Source organism: Mesorhizobium sp. WSM4816 (genome assembly GCF_055811535.1).
The window spans coordinates 20,500-36,550 of record NZ_JBVVQR010000036.1 but is presented as its reverse complement, the minus strand read 5'-3'; the positions used below and the strand labels follow the sequence as shown (position 1 = coordinate 36,550).

The window sequence follows — 16,051 nt, the reverse complement described above, 5'->3', positions numbered from 1 at the left end:
CGAAGGAGAGGCGCCGTCGGCGAAACTGCAATCTCCCCCCTTGAGGGGGAGATGTCCGGCAGGACAGAGGGGGGTGCCTCGCGCCACCTTCACCGCTTTACCTCCCAGTTGGTGATGCGGGTGCCGGTGACCGGATCCTTGCCGTCCTTCAGTTGCAGGCCTTGCGCCAGAAGCTCGTCGCGAATGCGGTCGGCCTCGGCCCAGTTCTTGGCGGCGATCAGTTCCAGGCGCCTGGCGATGGCCCTGGCGATGGCATCTTCATCAACCTTGGCCGGCGCAACGTCGAAGCCGAGGAACGACAGTGCCGCCTTCAGCGAAGCGGCAGCATGGTTGCCCGCGGCGGCGTTGCCGCCACCGGCAGCATTGGAATCCACAGCCTCGCCGGCCAGTTGCGTCAGCACCTGGAACGCGGAATAGGTTGTGAGATCGTCCGACAAGGCTTCCACCACTTCGACCGGCAATTGCTTGGCCGCCGCCGGTGCCAGGTCCGCCGCCCGCTTCCATTTGCGCAGCGTATTTTCCGCCTCTTCCAGCTTGCGCACGGAAAAGTCGATCGGCTCGCGATAATGCGTCATCAGCATCGCCAGCCTGAGCACCTCGCCTGGCCATTTGCGGCCGCCAAAGGTCTCCGTCTCCAGCAACTCGTTGATCGAGTAGAAGTTGCCCAGGCTCTTGGACATCTTCTGCCCCTCGACCTGCAGGAAGCCGTTGTGCATCCACACTTTTGCCATCACATCGGTGCCGTGGGCGCAGCGCGACTGTGCAATTTCATTCTCGTGGTGCGGGAAGATCAGGTCGAGCCCGCCGCCATGAATGTCGAAGACCTCGCCGAGATAGGCGGCCGACATCGCCGAGCACTCGATGTGCCAGCCCGGCCGGCCCCTGCCCCACGGGCTGTCCCAGCCCGGCTCTTCCGGCGAGGACAGCTTCCACAGCACGAAATCGCCAGGGCTCTTCTTGTGCGGATCGACGGCGACGCGAGCGCCGGCCTGCTGTTCGTCGAGATTGCGTTTCGACAATTGGCCGTAGTCCGGCATCGAGGCCGTGTCGAACAGAACTTCGCCTGCCGCAACATAGGCATGGCCGCGTTCGATCAAGCGTTGAATCAAGGAGATCATATCGACTTTGCCATCTGCGCGCGGCTCGACGAATTCGGTGGCGCGCGGCTCGACCGTAGGTTGCAGGCAGCCGAGCGTCGCCACATCCTTGTGGAACTGGTCAGCGGTCTTTTCGGTGACCCGCCGGATCGCCTCGTTCAGCGACAGCTTTCCCGAGGCAATCTCGGTGCCGAAATCGCGCAGTGCGCGGTCGTTGATCTTGTCGTCGACATCCGTGATGTTGCGCACATAGGTGACGTGCGCTTGCCCGTAGAGATGGCGCAGCAGACGAAACAGCACGTCGAAGACGATCACCGGTCGCGCATTGCCGATATGGGCAAAGTCGTAGACCGTCGGGCCGCAGACATACATGCGCACATTGCGCGGATCGATCGGGAAGAAATCCTCCTTGGTGCGCGTCAGCGTGTTGTAGAGGCGCAGGCCCTTCGATGCGTCAGACATTCGTGCCTTCCCGGTGCGTTACTTTTTGGTTGGGGCCACTTGCGCCGAGACGCAAATCAGCCACCAGCCTGCTGGCCGGGGCGTTTGTCCACTCTAGAAGGAAGATAGGCGAAAACGTCCGGACCAGCGCGAAGCTAGCCAATAATGCAGATGCCACAAATGGCGAAAGACGTTCTCATGAGCGGCTTTATCGCCTCAGCCAGTGTTGCCGTCAAGTCGCAACTTTCGGCAAAAGAGCCGCTGGATCACAGGTAATGACGCGGCGAAACATTTTATTAAACATCTCGGCACAGTCATGAAACATTCACCGGCTAGATCAGCAGATGTCACGATTTGGTCGGATTCGACCAGCAAACGCGGACACGAAGACGTTACCAGGGAAGAGAAAGATGCCTCGAGCCAAGCAGGACTCCAGCAGCGCCAAGCAACCGGCGCTCGCCAGCCAATACCGGGCGATCGGCCCGGCCGCGATCGTCGCCGCCCTTCTCCACACAGCGAAGAAGAAGAAGCCAGTGCAGAAGATCACCTCGCCGCGCGCTGCCTGATGTGACGTGCGGCCGGCGGGTTCGCCCGGAAATGGCAGCGCCGGCAATGAAGGCGCTGAAGCGCCCCAGAAAATAGCAGCTACTGCTGGAACAAGCTCATCTGACTGTCGTCGGCGCCCGGCTTCCGGCGCCTGGCCTTCTCGAACTCCGGCCACCTTTCCTGAATCTCCGGCCCGGTGTTGGCGACCCTGTTGACGAGGTCGGAAACCGGGACGGCCTCGAAAAAATCGAGTTGTGCCGGTCTGAGCAGGTCGGCCACGTCGCGCGGCTCGCGCGTGCGGCAATCCAGCCAGCGGGCGAAATCCTGCGGATTTATCACCACCGGCATGCGGTCGTGGATATGGGCAATGTCGGCATTGGCGTTGACGGTCAGGATGGCGCCGGTGTCCATCTCCGAGCCGCCCGGCTCGGCATAGGTCTCGATCAGTCCGGCGAAGGCGACAAGCCCGCCGTGCTTCGGCCGCACCCAATAGGGCTGTCCCCGCTTGCCGCCTGATTGACGCCATTCGTAGAAGCCGGAAGCCGGCACCAGAGCGCGGCGATGGCGCATGGCGGCGCGAAACGAGGCCTTTTCCGCTGCTCCCTCCGCGCGCGCGTTGAACAGCAACGGAAACTCACGCGTGTCCTTCACCCACGCCGGGATCAGCCCCCAGCGCACCAGCATCGGCTGCCGGTCTGGAAGGTTCGAGCCTGGCGCCCGCGGCACGCCTGCAATCGCCATCAGCACCGGCTGCGTCGGTGCGATGTTGTAGCGGGGCGGGAAATCCTCCAGTTCTGGCAGACCGAGAAAAGCGGCAGCCCGGTCCGGCGTGGCGGTCAAGGCGAAGCGTCCGCACATAAGCTGAAACTCGTTGGATTGGTCGGATGTGAAGGTGGCGATGGAACCGGCGTTGCGCAACCGCTAATGATTGCTCTCGCCGACCGGTCCACAACCGGCTGCGGCAAATAGCGATCGGAGATCCATGGACGAGATGCGCAAAATACTCCCGGCTGTATCGGTCGCCATTGTCCGCGGCGACACGGTGCTGCTAGTCAAGCGGGCGCGGCAGCCTTCGCAAGGATTCTACGCGTTTCCAGGCGGCAAGGTCGAGGCCGGCGAAACGCTGGAACAAGCCGCGCAGCGCGAATTGCTGGAGGAAACCGGGTTGCATGCGCACAACTACCGCCGCCTTCGGGAAATCCACATCGACGGCGGCAGCGACGGGCACCCGGTCGACTATCTGCTGACGGTATTCGGCGCCACCTATGCCGGCGGCGAGCCCGTGGCCAGCGACGACGCCGAGACCGCCGCCTTCTATACACTCAGCGAAATGACGGCGCTGCCGATTGCCGCTTCGGTGTTTGCCGTTGCCGACGAATTGCTCAGGAATACAGGCGAGTAACCTCCAAAATCGCCTTGCAGGCGACAAATTGTTTGGCCACATAGATTTATGATCCGTGCATCGGTTTTCCTTGCAGTTTGCCTCGCCGCCAGTACGGCAATCGGGGCGCGGCCGGCCATGGCCGCCGAGTCGCCGTTCGAGCCGGGGCTGATGCGGCTGGCCGAGGTGCTTGGGTCGCTGCATTTCCTGCGTAATCTGTGCGGCGAGAAGGGCGACCAATGGCGGGTCGAGATGGAGAAGCTGATTGCTTCGGAAAACCCGAACCCGGAGCGGCGCGCCCGCTTCATCGCCAGCTTCAACCGCGGCTACCGCTCCTTTGGCGGCACCTACACACAATGTACCGCCTCGGCGACCGAAGCCATCGGCCGCTACATGAAGGAAGGCGAGACGCTGTCGCGCGACATCGCTTCGCGCTACGGCAACTGAGCCTGGCTCCCCCTGCTTGTGTCCCGACCCGCTTGTGTCCCGGCCCGCTTGTGTCTGGTGGCGTCTTGGTGCAATTGTTGTGTTGCACTTCTGCAACGGTGTTAACAAAACGTTACGGCGCGGATGGGGAATTAACTCAAACTGAAGGTTTTCATCCCGCTCGCCGGCCTAATCGGCTAAGTTTTGAATCGGATCGAACGCAGGTTTGCAAAACGTAACGAACCCTTGTCGAAACGACCCCAGAAATGTCGTATTTACAAGTACTTACTTAACCTGCGAGTAAAAGGGACAGCCCAAGCCTGATCCGCATCCGCCGGATCGCCGCTTGAAAAGGGTGGACATCGCAATGGAACATGGCGTCAACGACATCGACGCGCTGGTCAGGGAAGAAAAGCGCCTGACTGCAGTGGAAAGCCACAGCGAGGCCTGGGCGGAAGGGCTTTCGGCCGGAATCGAGACGGAAATCATCGCCGAGGCGGCCCTCGAAACCGCGTTCGGCGAGATGCTGCGCGCCAATGGCGAGACCTCGGCCCTTGCCTTGCTCGACCGCATGCGTGAAAAGGTGATAGCTGGGGCCTTCGAGCCGGGACGGCTGCGGCACTGACTGGCATAAGGCTCTTCGATGACGGCGTGCCGCTTGGGCGTCATGCCCCGGGCACCTGGGCGGGCCTGGGCACCTGTAAGGGCCCGGGCAGCTGGACGGAATCATGGAGAGGCAGGCGGTGAATTTTTCGACGTCAGGCCAGCCGCGTGGCTTGGCCCTCAGCATCCGGCTTGCCGCTTTTTGCGCCGCGTTTCCGCTGGCGCTTTGTCTCGCAATCAGCCCCGCCTATGCTTTGAGTGAAATCAAGCGCGAGGACCTGCCCTCGCCAGTCACGCCGCCCGCCGACGACGACATGTCGCCGCCCGGAACCGCGGTGCCGACGCCCGGCCCGCTCGGCGCGACGCCGCCTGCGGCGAGCCAACCGACGCCACCCGACGAACGGGAACAGGTCGAACCGGGCGGGCCAACAGACGATGGTGGCATAGCCAATCCGCAAGTCGACCCGGATGAACCCTTGCCCGAGGTCGTCTACGATCTCGGCAAGCTGCCGGAGCCGGTCAGGCGCATGCACGATTTGATTATCGGGGCCTGCAAAAGCGGCGACATCGAAAAACTCCGGCCGCTGATCGGCCAGGGCGATGCGATGACCCAATTGTCGCTGGCCGAGATCGACGGCGATCCGATCACCTTCCTGAAAGGGCTTTCGGGCGACGCGGAAGGCCAGGAAATCCTCGCCATCCTGGAAGAGGTGCTCAGTGCCGGCTATGTCCATGTCGATGTCGGCACGCCGCAGGAGCTCTATGTCTGGCCATATTTCTTCGCGCTGCCGCTGGACAAACTCGACGCCAGGCAGCGGGTCGAGCTGTTCAAGATCGTCACCGCCGGCGACTATGACAGCATGAAGCAGTTCGGCGCCTACATCTTCTACCGCGTCGGCATCACCCCGGATGGACAGTGGACGTTCTTCGTCGCCGGAGACTGAGCGGCATAGCCTCTCCTACCCTCAAGCCCGCCCAGAGCATCGGAGTGGATACCGGTTTTGGGAAATCCGATGCTCAAACAGAAGATAAGCGGCGGGACGATGCGATTTGAAAGTCCGCCGCTCTATACCGCCAGCGCCTCGGAAAACTCCACCGCACTGCCCTGTCCGGGTGTGACGATCTCGCCTTCCCACATTACGCGCCGGCCGCGCACGATCGTGCCGACCGGCCAGCCGGTCACGTCTCTGCCGTCATAGGGCGTCCAGCCGGCCTTCGAGCCTGCCTGCGCATTGGTGATGGTCTCGCGGCGCTTCAGATCGACGATCGTGAAATCGGCGTCGTAGCCGGCGGCGATGCGGCCTTTCCTGGCCATGCCGAAGATACGCTGCGGGCCGTGGCTGGACAGGTCGACGAAACGCTGCAACGTCAGCCGGCCGGCATTGACGTGATCGAGCATGATCGGCACCAGCGTCTGCACGCCGGTCATGCCCGACGGCGAGGCCGGGTAGGGTTTCGCCTTCTCGGCCAGCGTGTGCGGGGCGTGGTCGGAACCCAGCACATCGACAATGCCTTGCGCAATGCCGCGCCAGATGCCGTCGCGGTGGCGCGATGCGCGCACCGGCGGGTTCATCTGGATCAGCGTGCCAAGCTGCGCATAATCATCCGCGCTCAGCGTCAGATGATGCGGCGTCGCCTCGCAGGTCGCGACGTCCTTGTGCTGTTCGAGGAAAACAATCTCCTCGGCGGTCGAGATGTGCAGCACGTGGATGCGGGCGCGAACCTGGCGCGCAATGCGCACCAGGCGCTCGGTGCAGCGTAAGGCGGCGATCTCGTCGCGCCACACAGGATGCGAGGCCGGGTCGCCCTCGATGCGTTCGCCGAGCCGCTCGCGCAGCCGGAATTCGTCCTCGGAATGGAAGGCCGCACGGCGGTGGGTATTCCTCAGGATCGAGGCAACGCTTTCATCGTCCTCGACCAAAAGGTCACCGGTCGACGAGCCCATGAACACTTTTATGCCGGCAGCACCGGGTAGCCGCTCAAGGTCGCCGGCGTCCTTTGCGTTCTCGCGGGTGCCACCGACCCAGAAGGCAAAGTCGCAATGCATGCGGCCGGTGGCACGCCGAACCTTGTCGGCAAGCGCTGCTTCGCTGGTGGTCAGCGGGTTGGTGTTGGGCATCTCGAAGACGGCGGTGACGCCGCCCAGCGCCGCTGCCCGCGAACCTGTCTCCAGATCTTCCTTGTGCTCCAGCCCCGGCTCGCGGAAATGCACCTGGCTGTCGACGACGCCCGGCAGGATGTGCAGGCCGCGACAGTCGACCGTTTCGCCAGCGGAAGCCTGGCCGAGATCGCCAATAGCGGCGATGCGCCCGCCGTTGATGCCGATGTCGCGCCGGCCTTCGCCGTCGTGGTTGACCACCGTGCCGCCTGTCAGGATGAGGTCGTAGGTCGTGGCCATGCTGATCCGGTCTCTTGCGGGGGGAGTGCCAGCGGCTTACGTAATGGCCGACCGTTTTGCAAGATCAGGTTCTTTTCCGCCCATGCCCTTCGCCCAGTTGAAAGACCGCGCGCTCGTTTCCGTGTCAGGCCCGGATGCCGAGAGTTTTTTGCAGAACATTCTGACCACCGACCTCGACGCGCTGGCTGCCGGCGAGGCAAAGCCGGGCGCTTTGCTGACGCCGCAAGGCAAGATTCTGTTCGACTTCCTGATCTCCCGCGCTGGCGAGAATTTGTTCCGCCTTGAATGCCGATCCGATATATCAGACGATTTCATGCGCCGGCTGATGCTCTACAAATTGCGGGCCAAGGTCGAGATCGCCAAGGCAGATCAGGGACTTGTCGCTGTTGTTTGGGGGAATGATTCAACTGCTTCGCAGTTTGATTCAACGCCGGTTGCCGATGCACGGTTCCGCGACGCAGTCGTCAATCGCTTTTATGGCGCCGCTGCCGCCGGCGGCGACCCGGCCGCATGGCAAGCTCTGCGCATCGGCCACGGGATTGCCGAAAGTGGCAGCGACTATCAGCTCGGCGACGCCTTCCCGCATGATGTGCTGCTCGACGAGACCGGCGGCGTCGGCTTCAGTAAGGGTTGCTATGTCGGCCAGGAGGTGGTTTCGCGGATGCAGCATCGCGGCACCGCCAGACGGCGGGTGCTGATCGTTTCGGCCGAACGGCCCCTGCCCGCTCCCGGCACAGAGGTGACAGTTGCAGGGCGACCGGTCGGCACGCTTGGCACGGCCGCCGGCACGGCGGGCCTCGCCATAGCCCGCATCGACCGCGTCAAGGCAGCGCTCGAAGCCGGCCAGCCGATCATGGCGGATGACGTCCCGGTGTCGCTCACCATCCCGGCTTGGGCGAAATTCATCTTCCCGCAGGAACCCGTCGGCGCGGAGGAGGCCTGATGGCGGCCGACCGTCCCGGCGCGCCGCCGCGCGCCTGGCAGCGCATGCTGTCGGGCCGGCGGCTCGATCTGCTCGACCCCTCGCCGCTCGACATCGAGATTTCGGACATCGCCCATGGGCTTGCCCGCGTCGCCCGCTGGAATGGCCAAACCATCGGCGATCACGCCTTTTCCGTCGCCCAGCATTCGCTGCTGGTCGAGGCGCTTTTCGGCGAGCTGGTGCCGGACGCCCCAGCCGATGCGCGGCTGGCGGCTTTGCTGCACGACGCTCCGGAATATGTCATCGGCGACATGATCTCACCGTTCAAATCGGTGATGGGCGGCAGCTACAAGGAGTGCGAGCTGAGGCTGCAGCGTGCCATCCATCTGCGCTTTTTGCTGCCGGTCGAACCGGTTGCGGGCCTGCGCAAGGAGATCAAGCGCGCCGACCAGATCGCCGCCTATTTCGAGGCGACGCTGCTTGCCGGTTTTTCGACCGCCGAGGCGACCGAATTCTTCGGCCGGCCGCGCGGCTTCAATGCCGACCGCTTCGATTTCACCCCGCGTTCGGTGACCTGGGCGCAAAACGCGTTTCTCAAACGGTATGCGGCAATCGAGAAATCGCGGCGCCAAACAGTGCAGCCGGCCGACTGAAAAACGCTGAGGGATACAGCGCCGTGTTCGGGCGGGGAGCCGAAGGTGTGAGCCTGCCGCGACGAATAGAAGGCTGGGGCGTCGATCGGATAGAACCCCTGCTACCGTCCCTGTCGGTCGAGCCGCTCCAGGAACCACTGCGTCAGCCGCACCCAGACCTCATCTTTTTCGCCAGAGTCCTCCCAGCCATGGTCGAGGTTGGGATTGTCGTTGACCTCTATGACGAAGACACCGTCCTTGGTCTCTTTGAGGTCGACGCCGTAGAGGCCATCGCCGATGCAGCGCGCCGCCCTCACCGCCGTCTCGACGACATGGGCCGGCGCCTCCTTCAAGGTGAAGGTCTTGATGCCGCCTTGGTCGGGCTTGCCGTTGGCCTTGTGGTTGACGATCTGCCAGTGCTTCTTGGCCATCAGGTAGTGCACGGCAAACAGAGGCTGGCCGCCGAGCACGCCGACGCGCCAGTCATATTGGGTCGGAATGAATTTCTGTGCGATCAGGAGATCGGAATCCTCCAGCCATTCGGTGGCAAGCGTCTTCAGCTCCTCAAAGGTAGCGCATTTCTTGACTCCGCGTGAAAACGACGAGTCCGGGATTTTCAGCACCAGCGGAAAGCCCAGCGTCTGCGCCGCCACTTCAAGGTCGGAGATGCCGGCGATCATCACCGTCGGCGGAACCGGCACCTTGTTGTAGGTCATCAGCTCGTTGAGATAGACCTTGTTGGTGCAGCGGATCATCGACAGCGGATCGTCGATGACCGGCATGCCTTCCTGCTGGGCGCGGCGCGCGAAGCGGTAGGTGTGATTGGAGATCGAAGTCGTCTCGCGGATGAACAGCGCGTCGTAGTTGGCGAGCTTGGCCAGATCCTTTTTGGTGATCGGCTCGATTTCGACCCCCATCTTCTCGGCGATCTTGGCCCAATAGCGTAGCGACGAGATCTCCGATGGCGGCAACTCCTCATGCGGATCGACCAGCGTGGCGAAGGTGTAGCGCGCCGGCGTGCGGCCCTTGGTGTCACGCCACTCGCGGCTGGTGTAGGTCTCGAGGCTTTGAAGAAAGCGCTTTTCTTCCTCCTCGGTCATCCTGGCCAGCGGATGGAAGCCGATCTTGCGGATCGAGGCCCATTCGGCGCTGTCCGTGATGTGGACTTCCAACGCCGGCGCCCGGAACCAGTCGAACAAAAGCTTGGCGAAGCGATCCCATATCCTCGACGAGCCGATGCCGAAGAAGATGCAGACTTTTTGCGGAAAGGCTCCGCCCAGATCCTTGCGGCATTTGTTGAGCGCGAGTTCCAGCTCCGGCAGCGCATGCTCGTAGAGCTTGCGCTCGGACAGGTCGATCATCGTCTCGACCGTCGGAATGACCTTGTGACCGCGCGAACCGGCGAGCAGCGAGGCATAGTAGCCGCGGCTTTGGTAGCCGTAATTGTTCGACAGGTTGATGACTTTCGGCCGCTGGCCGCGAAATAGCGCTGGATGCGCGAGATAGTCGCGATTGGTGATGATCTTGTGCGGAGTCGCCACCTGATCGAGATCGTTCTGCCGGCCGGTAAGGATGACCCAGGTCATTGTCTTCAGCGCTTTCCGAGGATTATGGCGGCACGCAATCCATCGCGGCCGAATTGCGCCATGTTCATGAAGATGCCGTAAGGCACCGGAATGTTGGCGGCATCAAGGATGGTCTCCTGTCTCTCGTCTTCGACCCAGGGATCGTGGATCAGGATATGGTCACCATCGTCGCCGATGGCCAGCACCCAGTGCGGAACCTTCTTGCCGAACATAAGGAAGCCGCTGATCAGGACCAACACCAGTTTTCCTTCTGCGATTGCGGTGCGGATATCATCGATGGCGAATGGACGGTAATTCACCGGGATGCCGTAACGTTCCGCGCGCCGGCGAAAGTCGACCTGCGCCAGTTCCATCACGCGCCGCTTGTCTTGGCTGCGCACCGACTGCAGGAACAGCGCACCATGGAAGGAGACATATATCTCGGCAGAGAGCCCGCTTTCGTGGCCGGCAACGGCGAGGCCGAACGGCTCGCAGCCGCCCGGCCCCGACATCATGAAAACGGTGGTCGACTCGCGCCACAAACGGATTTCCATCACCGGGTCGGGCACGAAGCCGGCATCGAAATTGGACATCGCCATCATCAGGCAGCACGGGCCGCAGGTGAATTCGCAGGTCTGCTGGTAGAACGGCACCCTGGTGGCGACCGGAATGTCGCCGCGCAGGGTCTTTTCGTAGCGCAGCGCCGTGGCGCCGTCCTCGTAATAGCCCGGTTCGCGGCCGATCTTGCGGTAGCCGCTCTGCTCGTAAATGCGGATGGCTCGGCTGTTGTCCTCGCGCACCTCGAGACGCAGCATCATGCGGTTGTGCTCGAAGGCGGCTTCCTCGGCCCGGTCAAGCAGCATGCGGCCAATGCCGAGCCCGCCGAAAAGCGGACCGGTGGCAATGGAATAGAGCCGCGCGACTCCGCTGCCCTTGCGAAACAGCACGACCGCATAGCCGGCGATGCGGCCGTCGTTTTCGGCAACCAGCATCTCGGCGGTCTCGCGTTCGATCAACTGACGAAAGGAACGGCGGGAAATGCGGTCGCCAGAGAAAACAGCTTTTTCGATCGCCGCGAGGTCATCGACGTCGGACGCGCGGGCCGTGCGAATCTCGGCAGGCATGCGGGCTTGGAAAACCTCGATTGGATTCTTGGAAAGGCCTGGTTAGAAGTGTCGACAACACAGCCGAAGCGCCAGCATCCGTCAAGCGCTATCGCACCTCGATTCGGGCTGAATTGTGACAGTTTCGGCGGCGCATGACCCCCAAAAAAAATCGAAATCGATTTTCGAAAAGGATGATGCGCAAATTAAAGTGATACAGCGTCCTTTGCGTGTCCAAAGACGCGGCGCTGTAGACGCAAGCTTTGAAAAACAGCGCAGCTCAGCTGGCAAGCCCGGCGACAAGCTGGCTGTAGGCGCTCTTCGCCACTGCAGTCAGCTGCGCGCGCGGCAGCGAGCCGACGACGGCGCAGCCATAGCCCTTGTCCAACCAGTAGATCGCCTCGGGGCCGTCTTCTTCCGATCCATAAGTGCCCTTGGTCTTCTCGGCCGATTCCGCTGTGACGAACAGCGAGATGCGCTCGCCCTTGGCGTCCTCATAAAGCAACATCGCGGCCTTGCTCTCGCCAGCGGGCAGCAGCCGACCGCCGACGAGCTGGAATCCTTGCGCCGCCAGATCCGGTGCGACCAGCTTCAGGCCGACCCTATTGGACAGCCAGGTCTGCAGATGATCCTTGTCGCTGGCCGGCACTTCCACAGCATGCCGCTGCTCGGCGGCATAGAGGACATGGGCTGCGATCGCCTGCTCGACGAGTTGGTCCTCGGCCGGATCTTCCACACCGAGATGGTCGATGCCGGCGACATAACCGCCAACACCGCCGATGGCCAGCATCGCCGCTGCGGCAGCCGCCCGCCACCAGCGCGAGCTCGATGCCGCCGTCTTGACCGGCGCCTCGCCGAACACGATATTTTGCAACCGCGCCGGCACCGGCTCGTCGACCACGCCGGCGAAGGCGGCGCGCAGTGCTGCGCGGTCGGCGACATAGCGGACGCTCCTCGCCTTCATTTCAGGATTGGCCTCGAGCCAGGCATCATAAGCCACGCGCTCGTCAACCGGCAGCTCGTCATCGAGGGCCATATGGATGTCGCGTTCGGAAAAGTCGCGCCGGGTCATTTCTCGACGATCCTTATCGCCCGGCGACGCGCGGCATCATCCAGCAACCCGCGCAACTCGTCACGCCCGCGCGCGATGCGCGACATCAGCGTGCCGGCCGGGACGCCGAGGATATTGGCGGCCTCGGCATAGGAAAAGCCTTCGATGGCGACCATGACCAGTGCTGCGCGCCGATCGGGGCTGATCGCCTGCAACGCGTCGATGATCTCGCGCGAGGCGATGCTCTCCACCTGCTCAGCGGGCGCTGCCTGCGCCTCGCGCGCTTCCAGCGGCAGGATCGCTGCTTCGCCGCGCCGGTTCACCTTGCGCATCTGGTCGATGAACAAATGATGCATGATCGTAAACAGCCACCTCCTGGGGCTTTCTCCAGTCTGCCAATTGTCGAGCCGCACAAGCGCCCGTTCGAGACAGTCCTGAACGAGATCGTCGGCGGAATCGCGATCGCGCAGCAGCGAGCGCGCATAACGGCGCAGGCGTGGTATCTCGCCCAGGATTGCTGCCTTCTTGTCGTCCATGACCGCTGGTTCTAAGGTCGCCTTTGTTCATCCGATTGAACGCGCCTTCACGGCGCGGCGCAAGCGGCCAACGCGAAGCGGTCCGCCGCCCGGCCACCCAAGCAACAAGATAACGCTGGCGCGGACTGGTTTATTCCCGGTGGGATTGAGAGGGAAGGCAGAGTCGTGGCATGTGCCGGAAAGCGCAGCGATCTACAATCGAGCCGTCGAGTTCCTTCGCATCCCCCAGCGCTGCGGAATCCCACGCCGTATTGGCACTCACAGTTGAACCGCCCGGATCGGGCTCGCCAACGTCAGTCTTCCCATGCCTCGTCGGTGAATGCCTTCATGTCGAAGTTGGGGTCGGATGGCCCCAACGCGGCACACTTCTCCTGCCACACCGCAATCCTGTCACGCAAAGGCTTGCGGGCGTGGTTACGCTCAAGTTCATGCAAGAGTGCAATCCGCACTGCTTCCGTTTTACTGGCAGCGTTGATCTCGCACTGCAATTTTGCGGCCAGCGCACCCACTTCTTTGTCGCGAATATAGAGAGGCACTTTTGAATATCTCCTGCTGAACGTTCAAACTATTCCATTTTATTGGACATTCAAACAGACGATCCCTTAGGTTCCTCTCGCCGCTCTTGTCAGCAGTCGCTGATAAAACAGGCCGATGCCGATCAGCACTGCGCCAAGGCCGATGAAGGACAGCGCCCTCAGCACGCCTTCCAGTTCCGACATGTCGAAGAGGAACACCTTCAACACGGCGACCGAGATCAGGGCGGCCGACGCAACGCGCAGCACCTGCGACTTCAGCCAGACGCCGGCGGTTAGCAGCGCCACGCCGATGATCAGCCACAGCGCGGAATAGGTGTAGGTCTCGAGCTGGCCGAGGCCACTCCACAGGCCGATGAACTCGCCCTTGAACAGCCGCCGCACCGATAGCGTCGCATAGACGAAGGCGAGCAGCGCCGCCACCAGCGCCAGCATCGGGGCATACCATTTCGGCCGCTTGTCGCGAACGTAGAGCGCGAGCCCCCCGGCAGCGAGGGCCGGCAAGAGATAGGCGAGGAACAGCAGGTTGAACACCGGGATCCGGCCAGTCGATTCGTCGGTAAACAGCGGGTTCAGCGCCACAAAATGCTGGATGACGATGAAGGCGACCGAGACGACGCCCGCGGCAAGCGAACCATAGCGCAGCACCAAGCTTGGCGAGCGCATGTCGATGGCGACCAGGATTGCGCCGGCGCCGATGGCGATCAAAGTGTAGATCGCCTGCTCGGCGAGCGTCGCAGCACCCATGTCGATGACGCCGCCATGCATGGCATGGCGCACCAATATGGCAACCGTGAGCACTGCAAACAGTGCTGCGCCCGCTTCCATGGCGAGGCGTGGCCGGCCATTTGTGGTGCGGGCGAGTTGCCAGGCGGCGAAGCCGAAGGCAAGCGCCGGCACGCCGTAGCCCGGCAGCAGCCAGTTGAACACCGGCGTCCTCGACAGGAATTCAGCGCCGACGATTGTCGGATCGAAGGCAATGCGGCCGAGCACCGCGATGACCGCAGCGACCGAAATCCAGCCGAGCACCGGATAGGCGCGCCAGCGGGTGGCCAGCGCCGGCACGATGGCCGCGGCACCCAGAAGCATGGTCGTCCAGCCGGACCCAAAGGCCATGTAGAGCATCAGCAAGGCAGCGACTGCTGCCCCGCCAAGCGCGAACGAGACGGCCGCACCGCCCTGCAGCGGCGGCTGTTCACCGCGCGCAATCCACTCGCCGCCGGTGGCGAAGACCCCCACCAGAATGGCTGCAACCGCCGCGTAGACAAGATCGCGGTCGAGATTGCCGAAGGTGAACCAGAGCGCCAACAGAGTGACCAGTGGTGCGACAACACCCCATGCCGCCCATGAGGCGGCGCGGATGTGAGCCGATGCAGCAAATTTGCGCGCTGCCCAGAAGCCGGCTGCGATGAACACAAGTCCGAGAAAGATGCCGATCCTGAGCATCAGCGTATCGGCAACTGCCGCCGGCAGGCCATCGACGCCGAGAGCGCCATCCGAAAAGTCTGAAACGACAGAGGTTGGCGGAATGATGCCGAGATAGACCAGAACCGTCGCCAGCCCTGCGGCGTGCAGAAGCGCCAGCGCCAGCGGCCGGTAGAGCGCTACCGCGACCAGAGCTGCGATAAGGGCTGCACCCGGCAGAGCATCGCCGGCAGCGTATGCGGGGTCGACGAACAGCGCCATCGCCGCAAGGCCGACGAAGAAGCCAGGCGCGACCGATGGCCAGTCGAAGCCCCTGGCGGGTTCTGCTTCGCCACCGCGACGGCCGAGCCAGACGAGGGCGAGCACCGCCAGGGTCACCGCATTGATAAAGAGGACGACAGGCAGGTTGGTGCCCGGCGCATCGGTCATGTAAAGAATGGTCCAGAGGCCGGTGCCGACGAACGCTGCCGCCATCAGCAATTTCCAGTCGCGCAGGCGGGCGATCACGCCGGTAGCGGCGAGCACAATCGCCAAATAGCCGAACAGCGCCCAAGGATTCGGTGCCTGCGAGGCGACCAACATGGGCGTCACCACCGCGCCGAGCAGGCCGACGCCGGCCAGCGCCTGGCCATGGACGAGGGCTGCTGCGATCGTCGCCACACCGATGGCGCCGAGCAGCGTGAAGGCGAGCGCCGGCCCGATGAAGCCGTAGACGCCATGCGCGGCATAAACCGTGCCGAAAAGGATGAAAGCACCGGCCGCCGTCAGGATCGCCGGAATATAGGCGCCGGCGACGCCCTGCACCGGAACCTTGAAGCCGGTACGGCGGATGAACTCGCCGACGGCAACCAGCACCAGCCCGAGCATTGCTGCCATGCTCAGCCGCACGCCGGGACCGAAAATGCCGGCCTCGATAGTGTAGCGGATCAGAAACAGCCCGCCCAGCGCCAGCGCGATGCCGCCGACCCAGACCGCCCAGCGGGTGCCGAGCGCCGTTTCAATGTCGGGTTTTTGGGCCGCTTTCGCCGTCGCTGCGGCCGGTGGCGCAGGTGCAGATCCAGCCGGCGCCGCTTCGCCCCCAGCCCACGGTCCGGATGCGGCCTCCCCGGCTTCAACTTCTATGGACGGCTTTTCCTCAGCTTCGCCCGCCGCTGGCGGGGCAATGTCGGTCACGGCTGCAACTGCCGCGTCTGCCGGCATGCTGTCGTTTGCGGCCTGTTCTACCGGCTTGGGCTGCGGCGGGCCAACATGGACGCCCGAAAGCACGAGGCTGCGCAGCGCGCCAATTTCGCGCTCGATCAGGCCGATGCGGCTCTGCTGGCGCGAGATAATGACGAACAGCGCGATGATCGCGACGAGGCCGATCAGGCTTTCGAACATGGCGGTTCCCCC

At 63.3% G+C, this 16,051-nt stretch carries 16 protein-coding genes; 7 read left to right on the top strand and 9 right to left on the bottom strand.

Features of this window, described 5'->3' with window-relative positions; genetic code table 11:
* Window positions 1–89 precede the first annotated feature (89 nt).
* Window positions 90–1,559 carry a cysteine--tRNA ligase gene (cysS, locus tag AC0L3H_RS27030; protein ID WP_473587485.1) on the bottom strand — a complete coding sequence of 490 codons (1,470 nt, stop codon included), beginning with the start codon at window positions 1,557–1,559 and terminating at the stop codon, window positions 90–92.
* A gap of 389 nt (window positions 1,560–1,948) precedes the next feature.
* Here cysS and AC0L3H_RS27025 point away from each other — a divergent pair, with 389 nt between their 5' ends.
* Complete coding sequence (locus tag AC0L3H_RS27025; RefSeq protein ID WP_023800743.1) at window positions 1,949–2,104, top strand: hypothetical protein; 156 nt, start codon at window positions 1,949–1,951, stop codon at window positions 2,102–2,104.
* A 79-nt stretch (window positions 2,105–2,183) separates the two neighbouring features.
* Here AC0L3H_RS27025 and AC0L3H_RS27020 read toward each other — a convergent pair whose 3' ends face one another.
* Complete coding sequence (locus tag AC0L3H_RS27020; RefSeq protein WP_473587484.1) at window positions 2,184–2,942, bottom strand: SOS response-associated peptidase; 759 nt, start codon at window positions 2,940–2,942, stop codon at window positions 2,184–2,186.
* 124 nt (window positions 2,943–3,066) lie between these two features.
* Here AC0L3H_RS27020 and AC0L3H_RS27015 point away from each other — a divergent pair, with 124 nt between their 5' ends.
* The 4 genes from AC0L3H_RS27015 (at window position 3,067) to AC0L3H_RS27000 (ending at window position 5,438) form a co-directional block, all read left to right on the top strand.
* The gene (locus AC0L3H_RS27015; protein ID WP_473587483.1) at window positions 3,067–3,486 is read left to right on the top strand and encodes an NUDIX hydrolase; all 420 of its coding nucleotides are present in this window, start codon (window positions 3,067–3,069) and stop codon (window positions 3,484–3,486) included.
* Window positions 3,487–3,534: 48 nt separating this feature from the next.
* Complete coding sequence (locus AC0L3H_RS27010; protein ID WP_473587482.1) at window positions 3,535–3,912, top strand: TIGR02301 family protein; 378 nt, start codon at window positions 3,535–3,537, stop codon at window positions 3,910–3,912.
* Between the two features lie 346 nt (window positions 3,913–4,258).
* Window positions 4,259–4,516 carry a hypothetical protein gene (locus tag AC0L3H_RS27005; protein ID WP_023800747.1) on the top strand — a complete coding sequence of 86 codons (258 nt, stop codon included), beginning with the start codon at window positions 4,259–4,261 and terminating at the stop codon, window positions 4,514–4,516.
* Window positions 4,517–4,634: 118 nt separating this feature from the next.
* Window positions 4,635–5,438: a hypothetical protein gene (locus AC0L3H_RS27000; RefSeq protein ID WP_473587503.1), complete on the top strand. Its 804-nt coding sequence runs from the start codon at window positions 4,635–4,637 to the stop codon at window positions 5,436–5,438.
* Window positions 5,439–5,560: 122 nt separating this feature from the next.
* Here the strand turns inward: AC0L3H_RS27000 and AC0L3H_RS26995 are convergent, their stop codons facing one another.
* Window positions 5,561–6,892 carry a dihydroorotase gene (locus AC0L3H_RS26995; protein WP_473587481.1) on the bottom strand — a complete coding sequence of 444 codons (1,332 nt, stop codon included), beginning with the start codon at window positions 6,890–6,892 and terminating at the stop codon, window positions 5,561–5,563.
* Window positions 6,893–6,974: 82 nt separating this feature from the next.
* Between AC0L3H_RS26995 and ygfZ the strand changes: the two genes are divergently transcribed.
* Together ygfZ and AC0L3H_RS26985 are read left to right on the top strand one after the other, a co-directional pair.
* On the top strand, window positions 6,975–7,835 hold the full coding sequence (gene ygfZ, locus AC0L3H_RS26990) for a CAF17-like 4Fe-4S cluster assembly/insertion protein YgfZ (RefSeq protein ID WP_473587480.1): 861 nt from the start codon (window positions 6,975–6,977) through the stop codon (window positions 7,833–7,835).
* A complete protein-coding gene (locus AC0L3H_RS26985; RefSeq protein WP_128170814.1) occupies window positions 7,835–8,467 on the top strand; it encodes an HD domain-containing protein in 633 nt (210 codons plus the stop codon). The genes ygfZ and AC0L3H_RS26985 overlap by 1 nt, the downstream gene beginning before the upstream one ends.
* Before the next feature lie 101 nt (window positions 8,468–8,568).
* Here AC0L3H_RS26985 and AC0L3H_RS26980 read toward each other — a convergent pair whose 3' ends face one another.
* The 6 genes from AC0L3H_RS26980 to AC0L3H_RS26955 all read right to left on the bottom strand — a co-directional run bounded on the left by AC0L3H_RS26980 (window position 8,569) and on the right by AC0L3H_RS26955 (window position 16,039).
* Window positions 8,569–10,032 carry a RimK family protein gene (locus tag AC0L3H_RS26980; RefSeq protein ID WP_473492278.1) on the bottom strand — a complete coding sequence of 488 codons (1,464 nt, stop codon included), beginning with the start codon at window positions 10,030–10,032 and terminating at the stop codon, window positions 8,569–8,571.
* Between the two features lie 5 nt (window positions 10,033–10,037).
* The gene (locus AC0L3H_RS26975; protein ID WP_473587479.1) at window positions 10,038–11,135 is read right to left on the bottom strand and encodes a peptidase C39 family protein; all 1,098 of its coding nucleotides are present in this window, start codon (window positions 11,133–11,135) and stop codon (window positions 10,038–10,040) included.
* Window positions 11,136–11,394: 259 nt separating this feature from the next.
* The gene (locus tag AC0L3H_RS26970; RefSeq protein WP_473492275.1) at window positions 11,395–12,186 is read right to left on the bottom strand and encodes an anti-sigma factor family protein; all 792 of its coding nucleotides are present in this window, start codon (window positions 12,184–12,186) and stop codon (window positions 11,395–11,397) included.
* Window positions 12,183–12,701 (bottom strand): sigma-70 family RNA polymerase sigma factor, encoded by a 519-nt coding sequence (locus AC0L3H_RS26965; RefSeq protein WP_128172707.1) that lies wholly within the window; start codon window positions 12,699–12,701, stop codon window positions 12,183–12,185. The genes AC0L3H_RS26970 and AC0L3H_RS26965 overlap by 4 nt, the downstream gene beginning before the upstream one ends.
* A gap of 293 nt (window positions 12,702–12,994) precedes the next feature.
* On the bottom strand, window positions 12,995–13,237 hold the full coding sequence (locus AC0L3H_RS26960) for a type II toxin-antitoxin system VapB family antitoxin (protein ID WP_473587478.1): 243 nt from the start codon (window positions 13,235–13,237) through the stop codon (window positions 12,995–12,997).
* 66 nt (window positions 13,238–13,303) lie between these two features.
* Window positions 13,304–16,039, bottom strand: a complete 2,736-nt coding sequence (locus tag AC0L3H_RS26955) for a DUF2339 domain-containing protein (protein WP_473587477.1) — start codon at window positions 16,037–16,039, stop codon at window positions 13,304–13,306.
* Between the last annotated feature and the right edge of the window lie 12 nt (window positions 16,040–16,051).

What these genes read in the sequence shown, in the direction of transcription:
- AC0L3H_RS27015 (WP_473587483.1), top strand. Translation starts at nt 3,067, where the DNA reads ATGGACGAGATGCGCAAAATACTCCCGGCTGTATCGGTCGCCATTGTC.
- AC0L3H_RS26985 (WP_128170814.1), top strand. Translation starts at nt 7,835, where the DNA reads ATGGCGGCCGACCGTCCCGGCGCGCCGCCGCGCGCCTGGCAGCGCATG.
- AC0L3H_RS27010 (WP_473587482.1), top strand. Translation starts at nt 3,535, where the DNA reads ATGATCCGTGCATCGGTTTTCCTTGCAGTTTGCCTCGCCGCCAGTACG.
- cysS (WP_473587485.1), bottom strand. Translation starts at nt 1,559, where the DNA reads ATGTCTGACGCATCGAAGGGCCTGCGCCTCTACAACACGCTGACGCGC.
- AC0L3H_RS26975 (WP_473587479.1), bottom strand. Translation starts at nt 11,135, where the DNA reads ATGCCTGCCGAGATTCGCACGGCCCGCGCGTCCGACGTCGATGACCTC.
- AC0L3H_RS26955 (WP_473587477.1), bottom strand. Translation starts at nt 16,039, where the DNA reads ATGTTCGAAAGCCTGATCGGCCTCGTCGCGATCATCGCGCTGTTCGTC.
- AC0L3H_RS26980 (WP_473492278.1), bottom strand. Translation starts at nt 10,032, where the DNA reads ATGACCTGGGTCATCCTTACCGGCCGGCAGAACGATCTCGATCAGGTG.
- AC0L3H_RS27005 (WP_023800747.1), top strand. Translation starts at nt 4,259, where the DNA reads ATGGAACATGGCGTCAACGACATCGACGCGCTGGTCAGGGAAGAAAAG.
- AC0L3H_RS27025 (WP_023800743.1), top strand. Translation starts at nt 1,949, where the DNA reads ATGCCTCGAGCCAAGCAGGACTCCAGCAGCGCCAAGCAACCGGCGCTC.
- AC0L3H_RS26970 (WP_473492275.1), bottom strand. Translation starts at nt 12,186, where the DNA reads ATGACCCGGCGCGACTTTTCCGAACGCGACATCCATATGGCCCTCGAT.
- AC0L3H_RS26965 (WP_128172707.1), bottom strand. Translation starts at nt 12,701, where the DNA reads ATGGACGACAAGAAGGCAGCAATCCTGGGCGAGATACCACGCCTGCGC.
- AC0L3H_RS27020 (WP_473587484.1), bottom strand. Translation starts at nt 2,942, where the DNA reads ATGTGCGGACGCTTCGCCTTGACCGCCACGCCGGACCGGGCTGCCGCT.
- AC0L3H_RS26995 (WP_473587481.1), bottom strand. Translation starts at nt 6,892, where the DNA reads ATGGCCACGACCTACGACCTCATCCTGACAGGCGGCACGGTGGTCAAC.
- ygfZ (WP_473587480.1), top strand. Translation starts at nt 6,975, where the DNA reads ATGCCCTTCGCCCAGTTGAAAGACCGCGCGCTCGTTTCCGTGTCAGGC.